This window comes from Microbacterium capsulatum (assembly GCF_030865425.1).
GTDB classification, from domain to species: Bacteria; Actinomycetota; Actinomycetes; order Actinomycetales; family Microbacteriaceae; genus Microbacterium; species Microbacterium capsulatum.
Genome location: NZ_JAVFCB010000006.1, coordinates 179791 through 200108 on the forward strand (window position 1 = coordinate 179791; position 20318 = coordinate 200108).

General features: G+C 68.8%; 20 protein-coding genes. 9 read left to right on the forward strand and 11 right to left on the reverse strand.

Annotated features, from left to right (window positions below; translation table 11 throughout):
* Positions 1-5 precede the first annotated feature (5 nt).
* Complete coding sequence (locus RBR11_RS11970) at positions 6-899, forward strand: polysaccharide deacetylase family protein (RefSeq protein WP_308489576.1); 894 nt, start codon at positions 6-8, stop codon at positions 897-899.
* A 6-nt stretch (positions 900-905) separates the two neighbouring features.
* Here RBR11_RS11970 and RBR11_RS11975 read toward each other — a convergent pair whose 3' ends face one another.
* From RBR11_RS11975 to RBR11_RS12025, 11 genes are all read right to left on the reverse strand, one after another.
* Positions 906-1676: a maleate cis-trans isomerase family protein gene (locus RBR11_RS11975; protein WP_308489577.1), complete on the reverse strand. Its 771-nt coding sequence runs from the start codon at positions 1674-1676 to the stop codon at positions 906-908.
* Between the two features lie 4 nt (positions 1677-1680).
* Positions 1681-2298 (reverse strand): helix-turn-helix domain-containing protein, encoded by a 618-nt coding sequence (locus RBR11_RS11980; RefSeq protein WP_308489578.1) that lies wholly within the window; start codon positions 2296-2298, stop codon positions 1681-1683.
* Between the two features lie 115 nt (positions 2299-2413).
* Positions 2414-3145: an aldolase/citrate lyase family protein gene (locus RBR11_RS11985; protein ID WP_308489579.1), complete on the reverse strand. Its 732-nt coding sequence runs from the start codon at positions 3143-3145 to the stop codon at positions 2414-2416.
* On the reverse strand, positions 3142-3552 hold the full coding sequence (locus tag RBR11_RS11990; protein ID WP_308489580.1) for a cupin domain-containing protein: 411 nt from the start codon (positions 3550-3552) through the stop codon (positions 3142-3144). The genes RBR11_RS11985 and RBR11_RS11990 overlap by 4 nt, the downstream gene beginning before the upstream one ends.
* A complete protein-coding gene (locus RBR11_RS11995) occupies positions 3549-4472 on the reverse strand; it encodes a polysaccharide deacetylase family protein (protein WP_308489581.1) in 924 nt (307 codons plus the stop codon). The genes RBR11_RS11990 and RBR11_RS11995 overlap by 4 nt, the downstream gene beginning before the upstream one ends.
* A gap of 99 nt (positions 4473-4571) precedes the next feature.
* Positions 4572-5384, reverse strand: a complete 813-nt coding sequence (locus RBR11_RS12000; protein ID WP_308489582.1) for an MBL fold metallo-hydrolase — start codon at positions 5382-5384, stop codon at positions 4572-4574.
* A complete protein-coding gene (locus RBR11_RS12005) occupies positions 5381-6085 on the reverse strand; it encodes an MBL fold metallo-hydrolase (protein ID WP_308489583.1) in 705 nt (234 codons plus the stop codon). Before RBR11_RS12005 ends, RBR11_RS12000 begins: the two co-directional genes overlap by 4 nt.
* Positions 6086-6105: 20 nt before the next feature.
* Positions 6106-6777 (reverse strand): cysteine hydrolase family protein, encoded by a 672-nt coding sequence (locus tag RBR11_RS12010; protein ID WP_308489584.1) that lies wholly within the window; start codon positions 6775-6777, stop codon positions 6106-6108.
* 37 nt (positions 6778-6814) lie between these two features.
* Entirely contained in the window at positions 6815-7633 is an 819-nt protein-coding gene (locus tag RBR11_RS12015) for an MBL fold metallo-hydrolase (protein ID WP_308489585.1), read from the reverse strand.
* A 10-nt stretch (positions 7634-7643) separates the two neighbouring features.
* Complete coding sequence (locus RBR11_RS12020; protein WP_308489586.1) at positions 7644-8468, reverse strand: MBL fold metallo-hydrolase; 825 nt, start codon at positions 8466-8468, stop codon at positions 7644-7646.
* 165 nt (positions 8469-8633) lie between these two features.
* On the reverse strand, positions 8634-10958 hold the full coding sequence (locus tag RBR11_RS12025) for an arylsulfatase (RefSeq protein WP_308489587.1): 2325 nt from the start codon (positions 10956-10958) through the stop codon (positions 8634-8636).
* A 391-nt stretch (positions 10959-11349) separates the two neighbouring features.
* Between RBR11_RS12025 and RBR11_RS12030 the strand changes: the two genes are divergently transcribed.
* The 8 genes from RBR11_RS12030 to RBR11_RS12065 all read left to right on the forward strand — a co-directional run bounded on the left by RBR11_RS12030 (position 11350) and on the right by RBR11_RS12065 (position 20201).
* On the forward strand, positions 11350-12828 hold the full coding sequence (locus tag RBR11_RS12030; RefSeq protein WP_308489588.1) for an ABC transporter substrate-binding protein: 1479 nt from the start codon (positions 11350-11352) through the stop codon (positions 12826-12828).
* 19 nt (positions 12829-12847) lie between these two features.
* Positions 12848-13831: an ABC transporter permease gene (locus tag RBR11_RS12035; RefSeq protein ID WP_308489589.1), complete on the forward strand. Its 984-nt coding sequence runs from the start codon at positions 12848-12850 to the stop codon at positions 13829-13831.
* Positions 13831-14676: an ABC transporter ATP-binding protein gene (locus tag RBR11_RS12040; protein ID WP_308489590.1), complete on the forward strand. Its 846-nt coding sequence runs from the start codon at positions 13831-13833 to the stop codon at positions 14674-14676. Before RBR11_RS12035 ends, RBR11_RS12040 begins: the two co-directional genes overlap by 1 nt.
* Position 14677: 1 nt before the next feature.
* Entirely contained in the window at positions 14678-15625 is a 948-nt protein-coding gene (locus RBR11_RS12045) for an ATP-binding cassette domain-containing protein (protein ID WP_308489591.1), read from the forward strand.
* Complete coding sequence (locus RBR11_RS12050) at positions 15622-16710, forward strand: ABC transporter permease (protein WP_308489592.1); 1089 nt, start codon at positions 15622-15624, stop codon at positions 16708-16710. The genes RBR11_RS12045 and RBR11_RS12050 overlap by 4 nt, the downstream gene beginning before the upstream one ends.
* 218 nt (positions 16711-16928) lie before the next feature.
* Entirely contained in the window at positions 16929-17873 is a 945-nt protein-coding gene (locus tag RBR11_RS12055; protein ID WP_308489593.1) for a branched-chain amino acid transaminase, read from the forward strand.
* On the forward strand, positions 17873-18775 hold the full coding sequence (locus tag RBR11_RS12060; RefSeq protein WP_308489594.1) for an acetamidase/formamidase family protein: 903 nt from the start codon (positions 17873-17875) through the stop codon (positions 18773-18775). The genes RBR11_RS12055 and RBR11_RS12060 overlap by 1 nt, the downstream gene beginning before the upstream one ends.
* A 1-nt stretch (position 18776) precedes the next feature.
* A complete protein-coding gene (locus RBR11_RS12065) occupies positions 18777-20201 on the forward strand; it encodes an amidohydrolase family protein (protein WP_308489595.1) in 1425 nt (474 codons plus the stop codon).
* The last annotated feature ends 117 nt before the right edge of the window (positions 20202-20318 follow it).

The window sequence follows — 20318 nt, forward strand, 5'->3', positions numbered from 1 at the left end:
GATCGATGACGGCCTTCCCCCTCCCCCGGGATCTCCGCGGCTACGGCGAGACCCCGCCGGACGTGCGCTGGCCCGGCGGCGCCCGGGTCGCGGTGTCCCTCGTCGTGAACATCGAGGACGGCGCGGAGCGGAGCGTCGCCCGCGGCGGCGTCGCCGACGACCTCGGCGGGCACTGGATGCAGCACCGGGCGCTCCCCGGCCAGCGCAACCTCGACCTGGAGTCCGCGTTCGAGTACGGCGCGCGCAGCGGCATCTGGCGCGTGCTGCGCACCCTGCGCCGTCACGACGCCAAGGCCACGGCCTTCTGCTGCGCGACCGCGCTCGAGGCGAACCCCGCGATCGCCGAGGCGCTCGCACGGGACGGGCATGAGATCGCCGATCACGGCCTGGGCTGGGACGCGCACTCGCAGCTCGCCCCCGAGGTCGAGGCCGACCTCATGCACCGCTCCCGCACGATCATCGAGGACCTCACCGGCGCCCGTCCGACGACCTGGTATTCGCGGGACGGCCTCACCCTGCACTCCCGGAGCGCGATGATCGACGAGGGGTTCGGCTACGACTCGAACAGCTTCGACGACGACCTGCCGCACCCCGGCGCCGACGGTCTGCCGCTGCTCGTGATCCCCTACGCGGGCGACACGAACGACTCGGCCCTGCTCTCCCAGTACCCGACGGCCGACGCGTTCGCCTCGTTCCTCTGCGGCGCACTGGAGATGCTGCAGACCGAGGGCCGGCACGGTCCGTCGGTGCTGAGCGTCGGCCTGCACCCGCGGATCATCGGGCGGCCTGCCTACATCGGCGCGCTGGACGCCTTCCTCGACCGCGCCGCGGAGGCCGAGGCCTGGATCGCCACACGCCAGGAGATCGCCGACGCCTGGCAGGCGGTCACCGCCGTCTGAGGCGGATCACGCCTGCAGCAGCGCGCCCCACCCGGCGATCGGGCGCGCTGCGCCGGCGAGGCGCAGCAACTGCCACAGCGTCGCGGTCGCACTGTCGATCACGGGAACCCCGAACTCGGCCTCGAACGCGCTGACGCGGTACGCCGAGCGCAGGTTCGTCCCGATGCACACGACGCCGTCGACGTCGCCCTGGAACGCCGGGCGCAGGAGGGCGTCGATCCAGTCCTCGCCGACCCGGGCGATCTCCGCATTGGCGAGCTCGACCTCGGGGGCGGAGATCACCGGCATCGCCACGCCGTCGGCGGCGTACTGCACGGCGATCTGCTCGGCGATCGGGCGCGGACCGGGGAAGACCAGCCCCACCCGGCGCAGGCCGAGCGCGTCGAGGGCGGCACGCACGGCGAGCGTCGCGGTCGTCGCGGGAGCACCCACGACCACCTCCAGCTGCGCGCACAGCTCGCGCTCGCCCGCGAACCCGGTCCAGGATCCGGAGGTCCCGTGGAAGGCGATCGCGTCGGGCTCGACGTCGGCGAGCATCGCCGGGGCGTCCCCGAGCACGCCGGCGTCGATGCGGTCGCCCAGGTCGGGCGGCAGCCGGAACCGGCTGAAGTGCGCTGCCACGTCGGCCTCGCCGGCCAGCATCCGCAGAATCGAGGACTCGGCGTTGGAGTTCGACGACGGGACGAGCACGCCCAGGCGGCGCCGAGGCCCGGGCGCCGAGCCGGTCGGCCGCTCGACGGCCGCAGCGGCAGTCGCGGGCGCAGCGCCCGTGGTCACGGCGTCAGTGCGCACGGCCGAGCGACGGCGGCGTCGAGATGGCGAGCATCACGGCGGCGGATCCCGTGCGGTTGCTCCACCAGTGCGGCAGGGACGCGTCGTAGGTGAGGCTGTCGCCGGCCTCGAGCTCGACCTCACGGCCCGCCACCGAGGCGACCAGGCTTCCGGCCGTGACCAGCACGCACTCCTCGCCCTCGTGGGAGTGCGGAGTGCTCGCACCCTCGAAGCTGGCCGGGATCGTCATGCTCACGACACCGAGTTTGCGCTCGGAGTCGGGAACGATGAGCTCCATGATGATGCCCTGCGACGGGATCTCCATGCGCCGGCGGTCCGCACGGCGCACCACCATGTGGTCGCTGCCGACGACCGGATCCGCGAACATGCTCGCCAGCGGCAGGTCGAGGGAGCTCGCCAGGCGCAGCAGCGTCGCGAACGACGGATTGCCGATTCCGCGCTCGATCTGACTGATGAGGCCCGCGCTGACGCCGGCGCGCTCCGCCAGCTCCTCCACCGTGAACCGCCCGGTGCGCTGCTCGCGCAGCTGCGCTCCGAGATGAGCGATCCAGAAGTCGCGGTCGAGTCCCTCGTCCGCCGTCTTCGCTGCTGCTGCCGTGCCGTCCACAGGCCGTCCTTCTTCGTTCGCTTGGAGGAGCGTCATTCTATCCGCCCGCGGGTCCATTCTCGTCCGCACCATCGTCATCCCCCGGAGATCCGTGTGCAGGTTCCGCGTGTCCCGGTCATCGGCCCGCGGGCCCGTGTGGGCCCTCGCCCGCCTCGTGCAGGGTGCGCAGGGTCAGGGCGACCTCGCGCTCCCAGTAGATCGCCGCGCGATCGGCGCCACGGGAGTGCACGTCGCCTGCCCGGGCCGCACTGGGCGCCGGCATGCCGATGCGATGCCCCGCGCCCGCCACGGCGTCGATGATGCGCTGCACCGCCGCGTCCACGGACTCGTCCCGCCCGTGCCGCTGCAGGTCGTCGACGAGATCGGTCGGCCCGATCCACCCGCCCTGGAACAGCGGGTGCCGGACGAACTCGTCGACGCCGTCCAACGCGTCCACGGTCTCGAACAGCACGGAGAGCACCGGGACGTGCTCGTACCGGGTGCCGTAGCGGGACGCCGGCGACACCTGACGCGGCCGCTCGCCGACCGGCGGGAAGCGGGTCGCGCGATGCGCGGCCTCCAGCTCGGCCGTCGTGCGCACACGGGGAAGTACGAGCTCGTCCACCCCGGTGTTCGCGAAGGTGAGCAGGCAGTCGGCCTCGAGCGAGGGCACCCGCACGCCGACGGCGACCCCGCTGCCGCGAAGCCGGTGCACCGCCTCGGCGCACTGAGCCGGTCCCAGCCCGGTCTGCTCGGCATCGATCACGATCGACCCGATGCCGACGACCTCGAGGAGTCCCAGCAGCGTCGGCGTCGGATCCGCGGTGATGAGCCCGACCTCGGGACGGCGGGCGGTCTGCGCGCTCATTCGTCCGACACGAATTCCCAGTCGGCGGGCTTGCTCATCCCGACCACGAGCTCGACGTTCTCGTCGGTGTCGTTCGTGATGCCGTGGCTCGTGCCCCGCGGGATGTAGATGCCGTCCCCCGGCCGGGCGCGGTAGTCGCTGCCGTCCAGGTGCACGAGCGGCGTGCCCGCGATCACGACATAGAACTCCGACGCATCCGGATGGTGGTGGCAGAGGTGGTGCTGACCGGGCAGGATCCGGCCGAGGCTCACGTTGAGGTCGTCGGACCCGCTGAGGTCCCGCGAGATCAGGTTGCACACCTGCCCCTGATCCTGTTGCCCCTTCAGCCCGGTCTTCGCGAGGTCGGAGAATCCGATGTCGTGCGCGTTGTGCACGAGACGGTCGAGATCGGCCGGCGGACGGCTCATCGGCTCGCCCCTTCCATCTCGGTCGCGGGCGCGGTCGCCGGCGCGTTCTGCAGCCACCAGCGCGCGATCTCCTCGCGGGTTCCGAACCAGACGCCCTGCTGAGCCTGGGCGTACTCGATGAAGCGGCGCACCGCCATCGCGACGCTCGGCCGGCCGCCGATGCGCAGGTGGACGCCCACCGACATCATCCGAGGCACTTCGTCGGCCTCGAGCAGCAGGCAGTCCAGGGAGTCCTTGAGCACGGAGAAGAAGTCGTCGGGGCTGCCCAGACTGCCCGTGCCCCAGAACCTCGCGTCGTTCGTGTCGCCCGCGTAGGGCACGACGAGGTGCGGCCCCTCGGCGGTGTCGACGTAGTACGGGAGGTCGTCGGAGTACGAGTTCGAGTCGTACAGGAAGCCCTCCTGCACGAGCACGGCCCTGGTCTCCTCGGTGATGCCCTCGCGGACGTACCAGCCGGACGGGCGGACGCCCGCGGTCTGCTCGATCGCGGCGACGCAGCGGCGGATCTCGGCACGCTGCTCCTCCGCCGTCATCCCGACCAGGCCCTGCCATTTGTAGCCGTGCCCGCAGATCTCGTGGCCGTCGCGGGCGATGGCCTTGGCGGCCTCGGGATTGCGCTCGAGCGCGATGCCGCAGGCCATGACCGTGGAACGGACGCCGTACTCCCGGAACAGGCCGAGGTAGCGCCAGATGCCGACGCGGCTGCCGTACTCGAAGAAGGACTCCTTCATGAGGCTGCGCCGGGTCGGATCCGCCGACCAGCCGCCGAAGATCGAGATGTCCTCGTCCCGTGCGTCGCCCGCCTCGATCGAACTCTCGGCCCCCTCCTCGAAGTTGAGCACGAGCGACACCGCGACGCGCGCGTCGCCGGGCCAGCCGACGACCGGCGGATGCTCTCCATAGCCGATGAGATCACGCATTGTCTCCGCCTGCTTCCTTGCCGGGATCCCGACGCATCCTCGCGTCCCGATCCGCCCTGTATTTCATCATTTCAAAACTGTCTTCATTATAGTGAACGTCTAGCCGACGGCGCTTCCCTGATACACCGCGCGGTGCGCGGCGAGCGAGGTGCGCAGCATCCCGTCGACGTCGTCGATGACGTTGCCGTGCGCGGGGCCGATGAACGACGTCGGATGGGAGTCCAGGATCCGCTCGATCGCCGTGAACGCATCGCTCACGTCCACGAACTTGGTCCAGTACAGGGCCCGTCCCGTGCCGTACGCGGCCTGCGCCACGCTCGGCGGCTCCGGCATCTCGCCGGAGAAGAGCCGGCACTGCCCCGGACGGTGCACGGGCTCGTCCTCGTCGTCGGGGCCCGGGACGTCATGGATGAAGGAGAAGCCGTCCGAGACGAACAGCACCCCGGCCCCCGAATCCCATGCCCACGTCGTGTTCTCCAGATCGCGGATGTGCGCGGGCAGGAGCTCGAGCTCGCGCCCGCCGAGGTCGATCGACTCGCCCGCCGCGAGCGGGCGCAGCCGGTGCGCATGCTCGGGGAAGTGCAGGTGGTAGTCGCGCGTCTCTCCGACCACCACGGCGTCCGGATAGCGCTCCAGCAGGGCGGGCAGATTGCCCGCGTGCGGGATCTCCGGGTGGGTCGGGACCAGGTAGTCGAGCGGACGCCCGGCGAGCGCCTCCTCCAGCTGGGCGAGCACCACCGCGCGGTGCGCGGGGTCCCCCGTGTCGACGAGGGCGGTGCGCTCCTGCCCGATCACCAGGTATGCGTTGACGTGGTAGTGCACCTCCTCGCCGTGGCCGAAGGCGGACAGGCATCCGCCGAGCCAGAACACGCCGTCGGCGATCCGCCGGGCGCTCTCGAATGCGGTGCTCATGCGATCCCGATCCTCTCGATCTCGTCCGCGACCGCCCGCGTCGCGGACGGCACCTCGTCCTCCGTGAACGGGCGGCCGTATCCGGGCCCGAGCGTGCGGATCCCGCGCTCGCCGACCACCGTGCGCACGTGCGCCGCGATCGGCCGGGTGTCGGCGAGCGTGAACCAGCGGAACTTGCTCAGCCCGTCCGCGGGGGCGGCGTCGCCGTGCGTGAATGCGTCCGAGGTGAGCAGCCAGCCGGTGTCCGGCTCGTGCACCCACAGCGTCGGCAGCAGCCGCAGCAGGGGCGAGATCAGCTCGATCCTCATGCCCGGATAGGGCTCGATCCACTGCGCCGTCCCCGGTTCGACGCTCACGCGACGCACCTCGGCGGTGCTGCGCGGCACGGTGATGCCTCCGGTGTACCAGACCGCGTCGAGGCCGAAGCGCTCCTCGATCGCGGGCAGGTTCAGGCAGCACTCCATCTCGGTGCGGGTCAACAGCACCGAGAGCGGCGTCCCGTCCTCGAGCAGCGCGTCCAGGCCCTCCAGCACCGCGGTCTCGTGCACGCGCAGGCCCGTGTCGACGAGCAGGGCGCCGTGCGCACCGCGGATCAGATAGCAGTTCACCGGCTGCGTGGTGCGCGTGCCGGGAGGGCACCAGCTCACCCGCTCGTCGAGGTCGATCTCCCCGCCCAGGCGGTGGATGCTCGTGATTGACATCCCGGTGCCCCCAGCCCGCCTCAGCGGGTGGCGCCTTCCCAGACGGAGATGGCCTCGTCCAGCGAGCAGTGATCGTGCCGCGCGCGCATCACGGTGAGCGCCGCGTCGTGCACGGTCTCGTCGTAGGCGCCGACGGCGTCGTCGAGGAGGACCGCGTAGAAGTCGTTGGAGCCCGCGTCGCGCAGCGTCGCCTCGACGCAGCCGCCCGTGGAGACGCCCACGATCGCGACCGACTCGATGCCCTGGCTGCGCAGCAGCAGCGCGAGCTCGGTGCCGACGAAGGCGCTCTGCCGGCGCTTGCGGATGACGACCTCGTCACCCTCCGGAGCGCAGGACTCGGTGAACTCGGTGAGCGGGTCGCCCTTCGCGCTGAGCCGGCCGAGGTCGGTGGAGCGGCCGTGGCCCACCGTGTAGAGCGCGCGCAGCCACGCCGCCGTGGAGCTCTTGCCGTCGGGAAGGTTCTCCACGCAGATGTGGAAGACGGGCACGCCGTTCTCGCGTGCAGCTCGGATCGCCCTCGCGCACTGATCCACGATGCGCGGCATCATGCTCATGTCGTGACCGGAGTCGGCGATCGCGCCGCCCTTCGAGACCGCGCCCTTCTGCATGTCGATCACGACGAGCGCGGTCGAAGTCGGGTCGAGCAGCTCGGCGAACGTGTCGCGCACCTGCTTGCCGCAGATCTCGATCATGGGATTCTCCTTTCAGCCCCGCGACGGGGCGGGTTCGTCAGTAGCGGTAGGCCTGCTTGTGACCTGCGCGGATGATGGGCTCGACGTCGCGGACGTTCGTGATGACGTTCCCGTGGGTGGGAGCGACGAGCTCGACACCGAGCTCGTCGACCAGCGCGAGCACACGGTCGTAGACCTGGTCGGCGTCGTCGTTGAAGCGCGCCCAGTACAGTGCGCTCCCGGTGAAGAAAGCGGCGTTCTCCACCGCGATCGGCGTGGACAGCTCGTCCGTGGTGAGCGCGCACTCCCCCGGAAGGTGCAGCGGATCCTCGTCATCCAGCTCTGGACGATGCATGTAGCAGAACCCGTCGGCGGTGAAGAGGACCTTCTCCCGTCGGGCGAACGCCCACTGCGTGTTCGGAAGGTCGCGGATCATCGCCTCGACGATGAGGACCTCCTGGCCACCGCCCAGATCGATCACGTCCCCGGGGACCCGCGAGTGCAGGTTGGGCACGATCTGCGGATAGAACAGGTGGTAGTCGTGCATGTCGCCGACGACCTGGACATCGGGGTACTTCTCGACGAGTCGAGGCAGGTTCCCGGTGTGCGGAAGCTCGGGATGCGTCGGGAAGACGTAGGTGAGCGGCTCGTCGCCGAGCAGTTCGTCGAGCTTGGCGGAGATCGTGGTCCAGCTCGACGGGTTGCCCGTGTCGACGATCATCGAGCTCTCACTGCCCTTGATCACATAGGCCGAGTTGTGGCCGTGGATGACGCGGTCGGCGAGGTGGAACGGCAGGCACGCACCCATCCAGAAGACGCCGTCCCGGATCTCCCGCGGAAACTCGGCCGCCATCGTCTCGGTGATGATGTTCTCCATGCGAGGTCTCCTATGCGGCGTCGTCGGCCAGAGCGGCCAGCATGAGGTCGAGGTGGTGGCGGACGCTGGCGCGTCCGCGGATGACGGATCCGCGCGAAGGCGCGATGATCTCAGGATCGAAACGGTCGAAGGTCTCCACGAGCCAGTCGCGCAGCGGATGCTTGGTCGCACGCGGCAGCCACTCGTACTTGGCGAACAGGTGCGCCGCGACCTGCTCGGGCGTCGTGTCGTCCTCGACGGATCCGTCGATCACCCGCGGGCCGTCAGGCCGCTCCATCACGCCGTGCGTGAAGGTGTCGGAGGTGAACAGCGCACCGGTCTTGCCATCCCACCCCCAGAAGGTGGGCAGGAGACGCAGCAGAGGCGATTGCACGTCGAGGATCCGCCCCGGAGCGATCTCGATGCTCATCGAGCGCTCGAGGGCATCCCCCTCGACGGTACGGGTGCCGTCGATCTGCTCGCGGCGGCCGCGCAGCGCGAACCGGCTGACGTCGTCGAACGCGTCGAAAGGATTGATCACGCCACCGGTGAAGAGACGGAGGATGTCGAAGCGGCGGGAGATCGGCTCGAGGTTGGAGACGCAGTCCATCTCGGGACGGGTGAAGAAGATCGACACCCCGCCGCCCTCTCCGATCAGCTCGGCGAGATCGTCGAGGATCTCGCCGCCGTGCACCGCCATTCCGGAGTCGACGAGAAGATGCGCATCACCCTCGGTCAGCAGATAGCAGTTGGATGCCTGATACCCGGTCGAGCCGCGTGGTACCCAGCTCACTCTGTCCTCGAGCTCGTACGCGCCGCCAAGGACCGTCAAGCCATCGGTAAGCTTATTGAACATATCTTCATTCTATTGAATCTCAGTGAGCGAGTCAACTGCCGACCTCGGCGCAGTCTCCCTCAAAACAACCAGCATCCGCGGCAATCGAGACATCCTCGCTCGACAACAGCACTGCCACGAAACTTCATTATGATGATGCACCCGCCTGTGAGATGAAGGTGGCGCCTAGTCCGAACGCGAGGCGGCGGCGCGATCGATGTCGACGATGATCTCCGTGTTGTACTCGGCCCGCGGACCCGGCCGGTACTCGACCGACTCCAGTGCGCCCGTGCAGCGGAACGGGCCGCGCCGCTCGTGCAGCTCCGCGTCCACCGGGCTTCCGCGGTCGACGCCCACGCTGATGCCGGTGAAGGGCGCGGCTCCCGCCATCTGCAGGACCGGCCCGAGGTCGAGCGCGCGCGCACCGTCGATCGTCGCCGAGATCCCCCACCGGATCCCGGGTTCCGCGGTGAACGTCACTCGGATGACCTCGGGGAACCGCGCACCCAGGGGCGCCGAAGCTCGGTGCATGCGTCCGTACTCGTTGTAGCTGATGCAGAACCGGTCGTCTTCGATGAAGGCGACGTAGCCTCCGCCCTGGTCGCCGTGGGCGAACAGCACTCCTTCACCGTCCGGTCCGGCGACGAAGCGGACGATCACCTCGAACGACCTCAGCCGGATCAGCCGATTGGATCGGAAGCGCTCCAGCGTCGGCGATGCCGGCCGCAGGACGGTCGGTCGCTCCAGACGCAGATCGGACGACGGGCGGGTCCTCGTCAGGGTGCCGTCGTCGTTGAGCGGGAAGACGGTGTTGCGCCAGGCCTCCTCGCGCCAGCGCGCCGCGAGACGCGCGACGAGCTCGGGGTTCCCCGGCGCGAGGTCGACGGTCTCGCAGGGATCCTCCTCCATGTCGTACAGCCGCCACTCGGCATCGGAGAACTCCTCGCCGGCACGGTGTTCGGTGAGGATCTTCCATCGGCCGCTGCTGAACGCGCGACTGCCTGCGAACTCGGCATACTGCTCGGCATGCGGGCTTGCCGCCCGAGGGTCGCGGAGCACGTCGTCGAACCTCACACCGTCGACGGACGGAACCTCCCGCCCGTTCCAGCGCGGGAGCGCGACGACGCCGGCGAGCGCGAGCAGGGTCTGCCCGAGATCGGACACGTAGGCGTACTGGGCGCGCAGCCCCTGGTCGTCGGCCCGTCGCGGCAGCCCGCGAGGCCAGGACACGATCAGAGGAGCCCGGATGCCGCCCTCCATCATGAATCGCTTGTACTTCGCGAACGGCGTGTTCGACACCGAGGCCCACCCGCGCGGGTAGTGCATCATCGAGCGCGGACCACCGACCTCGTCCAGGTCCATCGGAGAACCGGCCTCGCCGAGCGCGAGATCCGTCGGAGCTCCCATCGACGCCAGATACGTCGCCGTCCCGTGGTCTCCGCCCTCACCGCTCGCGCCGTTGTCGGAGGTGAAGGCGATGATCGTGTTGTCGTACTCCCCCATCGCCTTGAGCTGAGCCACGATTCTGCCCAGACTCTGGTCCACCGTGTCGACGATCGCGGCGTAGACCTCCATGCACCGCGCGAACCAGCGCTGCTGCGCCTCGGTCAGCTCGTCCCAGGCCGTCAGCTCCGCATCGCGCGGCGACGGCCGGCCGCCGTCCGGGAACAGCCCTTCCTCGCGCTGCCGGGCTTCTCGTCGGGCCCGGACGACATCCCAGCCCGCCTCGTACCGGCCGCGGTACTTCTGAATGTCGTCCGCCTTCGCCTGCAACGGAGCGTGCGCGGCCTGATGCGCGAAATAGAGGAAGAACGGCTTGGTCGGGTCGTTGGCGCGCAGCCCCGCGATCATCGACTCGGCCTCGGCGGTGAGCGCGTCCGTCAGATAGAAGGAGCTGTCGTATTCGTCGACGGTGATCGGACTGTTGTCACGCATGAGGCGGTGCGGCTGGAACAGCGTGGTGTACGCGTCCATGCAGCCGTAATAGCGGTCGAACCCGCGCTGGACCGGCCACGACGACTTCTCGGCGCCGTCGTGGAGCTTGTTCGAGGGCGTCAGGTGCCACTTGCCGACCATGAAGGTGGCATAACCGGCCGCCCGGAAGGACTCCGCGAGCGTTGGGGCGTCCGAAGGAAGCTCCGCGCTGAACCCGGGGTATCCCGGGCTCGACCCCGCGACCGTCGCGAATCCCGCCCTGTGCGGGTTCAGTCCGGTCAGCAGGGAAGCCCGAGCCGGCGCGCAGACCGTCGACGTGTGATAGTTCGTGAACCGATACCCCGCCTCCGCGATCTCCCGCAGGTGGGGCGTGTCGATCTCGCCCCCGAACGGCGAGATGTCACTGAAGCCCAGATCGTCGACCAGTACGAGGACGACGTTCGGCGCGTCATCGGGCGCGCGAACCTCGGCCGGCCAGGACGGCGTCGACTGCGAAGCGAGCTCTCGGACCACACCGGAGAACCGTTCGTATCCGCGCGCGCCGACCGGATATCCCGGCGTCGTGGAGGCATCCATCGGCGACCCTCCCCGTCTTCATCATCATGATGTCTCTTCAAAATATTGGGATCATCGCGATGGTACCCGCGAAGCCGGCCCAAGGGAACAGGATCCCCTCTTCTCGGGGCGGTCGGGCATCAGGAAGGACCAGAAGACGAGCGAGATGGGGCATCATCGCCCGCGGAAGAATGATTGACATACTGATGACGTCTTCAGTAGAGTGAAGACTCCTTGAGTCACAGTGTGGTGCTCGACTGAAGCACCCCGAAAAAGGGGCAGCATGATGAAATCACAGAGAACGATCGGAATCGTCGCCGCGACCGTGGCCGCGGTCCTTGGACTGGCAGGCTGCGGCGCAGGGCAAGCCGCTTCATCCACGAGCCAGAAGCCGGTCCGCGATTCCGCGGTCATGGTACTCCCGAGCCTTCCCGATAATCTCACCATCTTCCCGTACGGCGGCAATGCATCGCAGGCCGTCCTCTCGGGACTGGGCTCGCAGCTGGGCTCGTACGAGGTGTCCTGCAAGAACCCCGTGCCGGGGAAGGTGACGGGAAAGCTCGCGGAGAGCATCGCGCTCAGCAAGGACCTCAAGTCGATCGAGGTCAAGCTTCGCCCGCTGAAGAGCCAGACCGGCCACACGCTGAGCACCGACGACGTGATGTGGAGCTTCAGCAAGTACGGCTTCGTCATCCAGCCGGTACTGAAGGCGTCCTTCGCCCAGGCGGGGTACGACGTCGACAATCTGATCACCAAGATCGACGACCACACCTTCAAGTTCAATCTGAAGTCCTTCTCCTCCACCGCGCTGGATGTCCTGCAGAACCCGCTCGGCTACATCTACGACTCCGTCGAGGCCCAGTCGCACGCGACCTCCGACGACCCGGTCGCCCAGAAGTGGCTCTTCACGCACCTCGCCGACTACAGCGGCTGGAAGCTCGACAACTTCAGCCCGCGGGAGTCGCTCGCCGTCACGGCGGACCCGAACTGGGGCGGCCCCAAGCGCGCTGTGAAGAAGGTCGCCGTGCAGAGCGTCCCCGACGACACCACGCGCCAGCAGCTCCTGGAGACCGGCGAGGCTCAGGTCGCGGTGGGCTTCCAGCCGAGCCAGTACCGCGCCCTCGTCGGCAAGCCCGGCATCAACGTCACCGACTGCGCCAGCCTCAACATGGACAACCTGATGTTCTCCACCCGTGACGCGCCTCTGAACGACGTGCGGGTGCGTACGGCGGTGTCGATGGCCATCAACCGGGACGAACTCGCCAAGGGCGCCTACGCCGGCTACGCGACTCCCGCCGTGTCCTCGTTCAACAAGGCCTTCAACTTCGGCCAGACCGGAGACGCCTACAAGTTCGACCCGGCGAAGGCCAAGAAGCTGCTCGCCGATGCCGGATACCCGAACGGCTTCGACCTGACCCTGACCTACAGCCCGACTCGACCCGGTCCCGTGACCTCGAAGAGCTCGGTGCTGGTCCAGTCGATGCTCGCCGCCGTGGGCATCCGCGTCAAGCTCGAGGTCATCTCCGGCCCGACCCAGTTCACCGACGTGATGTACACGACCCACCTGTATCAGAGCGCGCTCTACGGCGAGCCCATCGCGATCGCCGACCCCGCCTGGCTCACGTACGTGAAGTTCGGCAAGTCCCCGAACAACAGCGGCACGTTCTGGAGCAGCCCCGCCCTGCTCGACCTGCTGTCCCAGGTGTCGGCGACCCCGGCCTCCGACACGAAGACCCGCAGCGATCTGTTCCATCAGATCGCGAAGATCGGCGACACCGAGCTGCCTCTGATCGAACTCGTCGAGACTCCGTACGTGATCGCGACGAACGGCATCGCCACCGGAAACCCGCTGCCCAACGGCCAGCTGGCCTTCTCGGACTTCGGCAAGTAGTCGCACGCGGGGAGGCGGCATGATCCGTCGCCTCCCCGCCCCCTCACCCGCATCCCTCGAAACCCCCGGTGAAGCCATGAAGTTCGCGGAGTACAACACCGCGGCCACGACCGCAGTGGCCGCCCGACCGACGACGACCTCGGTCATCGCCTCCAGCAGATTCCCCCGCCTCAAGCGGGCGCAGCTCTTCGCCCGCAAGCACAGGAGCAGCATCACGATCGCCGTCGCGCTCGTGTTCCTCGTCGCGTTCATGCTCTCGGGCGTGCTCTTCCCTCTGCCGTTCAGCCCGACCAAGCCCGATGTCGAGGCGATCGGACTCGCGCCGAGCGCGACGCACTTCTTCGGTACCGACGGTTTCGGCTTCGACGTCTACTCCCGCGTCCTCGACGCCGGCGGACGCGACATCCCCATCGCACTCGCGGGTGCCCTCGTCGCGCTCGCCCTCGGCGTCCCCGTGGGGATCGCCGCGTCGGGGGGAAAGCTGGGGGACATCCTCATGCGCGGCCTCGACGGCTTCTCGGCGCTGCCGATCCTCATCCTCGTGATCGTCGCGATCAGGCTCATGGGCGGAAGCGCGTTCGACATCGTCGTGGCGATCGCGATCGTCAACACCCCGAGATTCGCCCGCCTGGTACGCGCCGAGGCGGTGGCATTGCGCTCGAAGCGATTCGTCGAGGCCGCCGTCGCCGCGGGCGCCTCTCCGCTGCGCATCGCCGTTCAGCACATCGTCCGCAACGCGTACGGCATCGTGCTCGTGCAGACCACTCTCGCGGCCGCGAACGCCATCGGCGTGATCGCCGCCCTCAACTTCCTCGGCGTCGGCACCACCCCGCCGACCCCCACCTGGGGCGGCATGATCCGAGACGGGATGACGCTGCTGATCGACGGCAGATGGTGGGCATCCGCCTTCCCCACAGTGGCGATCTTCCTCGTGGTCGTCGCGTTCAACGCGATCGCGGACGGCATCGAGGCCCGCGCCGAGGCGACAGGAGGACACTCGTGATGACGAACCCGCTACTGGAGATCTCCGATCTCAGCGTCGAGTTCGGCGCCCACGGTCAGACCCGCCAGATCATCAATGGGATCTCCTTCACGGTCGAGCGGAACGAGATCATCGGACTCGTCGGAGAGTCCGGATCCGGGAAGTCGACGACCGCGCGATCCGTCATCGGACTGCTGCCGCCGACAGGGCGCAGTTTCGGCAGGATCGTCTTCGACGGCAACGAGATCAGCATGGCCTCCGCGAAGGAGATCCGGTCCGTCCGGGGCAGGCAGATCGGATTCGTCGCGCAGAATCCGTTCGACGCGCTGAACCCGATTCTCACGATCGAACGACAGTTCTTCAACGTCATGCGCGCGCACGAGAAGATCAGCAGAAAGGACTCCCGGGCGCGTGCCGAGGAGCTTCTGCGCTCGGTCGGGATCAACGACACGCAACGCGTTCTCGCGGGCCACGCCCACGAGCTCAGCGGCGGAATGGCGCAGCGCGTCGTGATCGCGATCGCACTGAGCCTCGATCCGAAACTGCTCATCGCCGATGAGCCCACCACCGCGCTGGACATGACCGTGCAGCGGCGCGTGCTCGATCTCATGCGCGAGATCATCCTGTCGACGGGGCGCTCGATGCTTCTGGTGACTCACGACCTGACCGTCGTCGCCACCTACTGCGATCGCGTCGCCGTCATGTTCCGGGGGGACATTCTCGAGGTCGGAGACGTGCAGTCGGTCTTCACCGATCCCCAGCACGAGTACACGCGCGCGCTGCTGAATGCCGCAGCCGGCAAGGGCTTGACCACGGACGGGCTTCGCGAACGAGGGCCTTCTGCCGAAACAGCAAGGGTGTCGTGAGATGACCAGGGAAACAGGCGCGCAGGACATGCCGATCCTCCGTGCGGAGCATCTGAGCAAGACGTTCGCCGCACAGGGCAGGGGAAGCGCCGTCTACGCGGTGAACGACGTGAGTCTCACCCTGCAGCACGGGGACACCCTCGGTCTCGTCGGCGAGAGCGGATCCGGCAAGTCGACGCTGGGCCGGTTGCTCGCGCGACTCGTCGAGCCCGACGAGGGAACAGTCGTCCTCGACGGCGAAGACCTCACCGCCCTCCGCGGCCGGAGGCTGCGGCGCGCGAGGTCGAAGTTCCAGGTCGTGTTCCAGGAGCCCTATGCGTCCCTCGATCCGCGCATGACGATCCTGCAGATCATCGAGGAACCTCTCGTCGCGACCAAGCTCGTGAGATCGGCGAAGGAACGCCGGGAACGAGTGCTCGCGATGCTCGACGAAGTCGGGCTGCCGCGGGAGTTCCTCACCCGGAAGCCCGGCGCTCTGAGCGGCGGGCAGCAGCAGCGTGTCGGGATCGCCCGCGCGCTGATCAGCGAGCCGACCTTCGTCGTGCTGGACGAGCCCACCTCGTCGCTGGACCAGACCGTGCGCGCCAGCATCCTCCAGCTGCTGGTCCACCTGCAGCGCACCAAGTCGCTGACATTCGTCTTCATCTCCCACGACATCCACACCGTCCGGCGGCTCTGCAACCGCACTGCGGTGATGCACCTCGGCAGCATCGTGGAGATCGGTCCGACCGAGAACGTCATGCAGCGCCCGCAGCATCCGTACACCAGGTCGCTGCTCTCGGCCGAACTCTCGCTGACCCCGGGGGTCCCGACGAGAGACCTCGCTCCCGCGGATCCGCTGCCGACCGACCTCCCGACGGGAGCCGCCGCGGACGCGCCGGGCTCCGTCCGGCCAGGCGGTCTCGAGTCCGGGGCGCCGGAACTCGCCGTGGAAAGGAACAACCGATGATCCGCTTCGTGCTGGGCCGCCTGGTGCTGGCGGCCGTTCTGCTGGTGGCCGTGATCTCGGCCTCCTTCGCCATCGTGTCGCTGATGCCGGGGGACCCGGCGCACGCGGTGCTCGGGGAGTTCGCGACCCCTCAGCAGGTGGCCGACCTCAACGCGAAACTGGGGTTGAATCAGCCCGTCCTCACCCAGTGGTGGCACTACCTGACGTCGGTGCTGTCGGGCGACCTCGGCACCTCGTTCTTCTCCGGTGCCCCTGTCTCGCAAGAGATCATGGTGCGCCTGCTCCCCAGCCTGCTGGTCGTGATCCCCGGTCTCCTCCTCGCCGTGACTCTCGGAACGGCCATGGGCGCGGTCAGCGCCTACCGCCGGGGCGGTCATCTCGATCGGGCGCTCTCGGGGTACACGTCCGCCACGCTGGCCCTGCCGGAGTTCGCCCTCGCGCTCATCATCATCTACGTCTTCTTCCAGGTGCTGCGGATCGCACCGGCACCGCTCGGCATGCTGTCGCCGCTCGATCCGGTGCCGCCGAAGATCACGGGATCCGTGCTCATCGACGCAGCCCTGTCGGGCTCGTGGCAGACGATCGGCGGTGCGCTGGCCCATGCGGTCCTCCCGATCGTCACTCTCGGGATCTTCTTCTCCGCCTTCTTCGCCCGTGTGGTCAGGACGGGACTCTCGGCGGCGCTGCTCTCCCCGCAGGTCGAGTTCGCACGGGCCTGCGGGCTCAGCGAGTGGATGGTGTTCCGGTACGCGATGGGCGACATCCGGCGCACCCTGCTCACCTTCCTGGTGATCCTCACCGGAGCGGCACTCAGCGGCGCTGTGATCCTCGAGACGGTGTTCTCCTGGCCGGGGATCGGCACCTGGGCGCTCAAGGGCATCCTTCAGGTCGACATTCCGGTGATCCAGGGATTCGTCCTCATCATCGCCTCGACTCTGCTGTTCGCGTATGTGGCCGTCGACATCCTGATCGCCTTCATCGATCCCCGGGTGCGTGCGCAGGTCACGGCCAGGAAGGCGACGCGCACGCACCACCAGAGGCCCGCGCCGGTGGTCCCCATCGTGAACGACGTCGGACCGGCCTGACACCCCTCGCCCACGCGAGTCATCACTTTATTGAAGGTGCCGTCGGGGTCACCCCGCCCGGCGCTCGCAGCGATTCCGGGTCGATACGAGGTTTTTCGGGCCACGCGCCCGCCCACTCCTCGCAGCTTCTTCATCGCGGATTGACATGCAGGCCGAATTTCTTCATTATTATGATGACAACCTTCTTTAAATGAAGACAGACAGGATGGTTCACGACGATGTCGACCTCTTCCGCCCCGGTCCGATACCTGCTGCACGACGGCGAGCTCATCGAGTACGCCGACGCCCGGCTGCACGTCCTCTCCACGACGGCGAAGTACGGCGTCGGGGTGTTCGAGGGCTTCCGCGCGTACTGGAGCGAGGAGGACGGCGAGCTGTACGCCTTCCGGGTCGCCGACCACATGCGCCGCCTGGTCGATTCGATGCGCGTCGTCGAGATCGACGGCCCCACCGACATCGAGGAGCTCTCCGGCCAGCTCCTCGGCCTGATCCGCGCCAACGAGCTGCGGTCGAACCTGCACATGCGCACCCAGGTGTTCGTCGACTCCGCCGACGGCAAGCCCGACGACACCGGCCCCTCCACCGTCTACATGGCCGCGATCCCGATGGGCAACTACTTCGGTGCCACGGGACTCGCCGTGCAGATCTCCAGCTGGGCGCGCCTCTCCGACCGCGCGATGCCGCCGCGCATCAAGTCGATCGCGAACTATCAGAACGGCCGCCTCGCCCTGCTCGAGGCCCGCCGCAACGGCTACGGAGCGGCGCTCCTGCTCACCGAGAGCGGGCACGTCGCCGAAGGCGCGGGGTACAACGTGTTCATCGTGCGGCAGGGCCGGCTCTGCACGCCCCCCTCCACCGAGAGCATCCTCGAGGGCATCACGCGTGACAGCGTGCTGCAGCTCGCCGCGACCCAGCTCGGGCTCGAGGTCGACCTGCGGCCGATCGACCGCACCGAGCTCTACTCGGCCGACGAGATCTTCGTGTGCGGCAGCGCGGCCGAGGTCAACCACGTCACCTCCGTCGACCGCACCCCGATCGGTGACGGCACGAACCCGGGCCCGATCACGCAGCAGCTGCAGGATCTGTACCAGCGCGCCGTGCGCGGCCGGATCCCCGGTCTCGAGCACTGGGTGACTCCCGTGTACGGCACCGCGGGCGCGTGATGCCCACCGCCACGGCGCACGCCGGCTTCCTGCACGCCCGCACCGAGTTCGACCCGGAGGCCGAGCCGGTCCTGCGGGTCGCCCCGGGCGAGCACTTCGTGCTCGACGCACGGAGCCTGCTCACGGATCCGGCGTTCGAGACCGCGGACGACTACACCCGCTTCTCGATCCCGGTCACCGGCCCCGTCGTGATCGAAGACGTGCAGCCCGGCGACCTCCTCCGCATCGACGTGCACGCGATCCGGCTCGCAGACCGTGGAGGCATGGTCACCCTGCCCGGGCGCGGCGGCTTCGGAGCGCCGCTGCGCATGGACGGACTCGTCGTGCCGGTGCACGACGGCCACGCGCACTTCCCCGATGACGTCCGGGTGCCGATCCGCCCGATGATCGGCAAGATCGGCGTCGCGCCGGCCGGCGAGAGCCCGAACTCGTCGACGGTCGGCCGTTACGGCGGGAACATGGACTGCCGCGACATCGTCGCCGGCGCGTCCCTGTTCGTCACCGCCCAGGTCGTCGGCGGCCTCCTGTACGCCGGCGACCTGCACGCGGTCCAGGGGGACGGCGAGTGCTCGCTGACCGCCGTCGAGATGGAGGGCTCGGTCGAGCTGTCGGTCCACGTCGTCGCACCGGGCCCCGTGCGCGGTCCCGTCGTGTTCGCCGAGGGACGGATGATCGTCCTCGGCGACGGCGAGACCCTGGACGAGGCCGCGACCCTCGCCCTCGACGAGACCATGGCGATCGTGCGCGCCGACCGCGGCTGGAGCCGGGAGCGCACCGCGATGCTGCTCTCCGCCGCCGCCGACGTCGCCGTGTCCCAGCTCGTCAACGCCCGCAAGAGCATCAAGGTCTCGCTCGACGAGCGCTATCTGCTCGCCTCCCCCTTCGAACGGAAAGAGGACTGACATGTACGACCTCCTCATCACCGGCGGCCTCGTCGTCACCCCTTCCGGGCCCGCGCGCCTCGACATCGCGATCGCCGACGGGAGGATCGCCGCGCTCGCCCTCGCCGGCACCACGCCGCACGACGCCGCGAACCGCGTCGTCGACGTCGCCGGCAAGCTGGTCGTGCCCGGTGGGATCGACCCGCACGTGCACACCAACTCCGTCCTCCCGACGGCGGCGGAGAGCGGCATCAAGTGCTTCGGGTCCGATCGGGTCTCGGAGGGTGCGGTGTATGGCGGCACCACGACGCTCGTCGACTTCGCGCACTGGCAGCCCGGCGACGACCTCGAGGACTCCTTCCGGCGCAAGGCGACGGAGTGGAACGGGATCAGCTACACCGACTTCGCCCTGCACGGCACCTTCAAGGAGCCGGAGATCCCGTTCTCCGTGCTGGAGCAGATCCCGGATGCGGTCAGGAACGGCCACGGCAGCTGGAAGGTGTGGATGACGAACACCACGCCCACCCGCCCGCACCAGAAGACCGACCTCGGCAACATGTGGGGGATCATGGAGCAGACGGCCGCGGCCGGCGCCATGCTCGCGGTGCACGCCGAGGACGACGACATCGTCATGTACTCCTACCGTCGCCTGAAGCACCAGGGCGCGATCGGCCTGGAGAACATGCACCACGCGCACAACGTGCTCTCCGAGCGGCTGTCCTTCCAGCGCGCGATCACGCTCGCCCGGCACGTGGGCGCCGCGATCTACCTCATGCACGTGAGTGCGAACGACGGCATCGAGGCGATCCGCCAGGCCCGCGGAGAGGGCGCGCCGATCTACGGCGAGATCCTCCCCCACTACGCGTACTTCTCCGCCGCGGACTACCGGCAGCCGCACGGCGCCATCTACCACACGTACCCGTCGCTCAAGGATGCGCCCGACCGCGACCGCATGTGGCCGGCGCTCATCGACGGCACGCTGAGCACGCTCGCGACCGATGGCGTGTGCACCGACTTCGACGTGAAGACCCGCGGAAAGACGATCTTCGACGCGACGGGCGGGTTCGCCGGCGTGGAGATGCGGATGGCCGTGGCGTACACCGAGGGCGTGGTGGACCGGGGGCTCGACCTCGTCCGGTTCGTCGACCTCACCTCGGCGAACGCGGCGAAGATCCTCGGCCTGTATCCGCGCAAGGGCGCGATCGCCGTCGGCAGCGACGCGGATCTCGCCGTGCTCGACATCGACGTGGACAAGCGGGTCAGCGCCGCCGACCTGCACGAGGCCGACTACACGGCGTGGGAGGGCTACCGCACCCGCGCCTGGAACACGATGACCCTGCTCCGCGGAACCGTGATCGTCGAGGACCGGACCATGATGACCGGGCCCCTCGGCGAGCTGCAGGAGCAGCGCGTGGCGTCCGACGTGCTCAACCGTCCCGCCTGCTGAGGCACGCGATGCCGCGCCGTTCCGCCCGCTGCGGGTCCGGCTCGGTGCGGCTGCTCGTGCTGAGCCTGATGGCGTCGCTGCTGGTCCTCGAGCGGCGTCCGCTCGCCGAAGGATCCC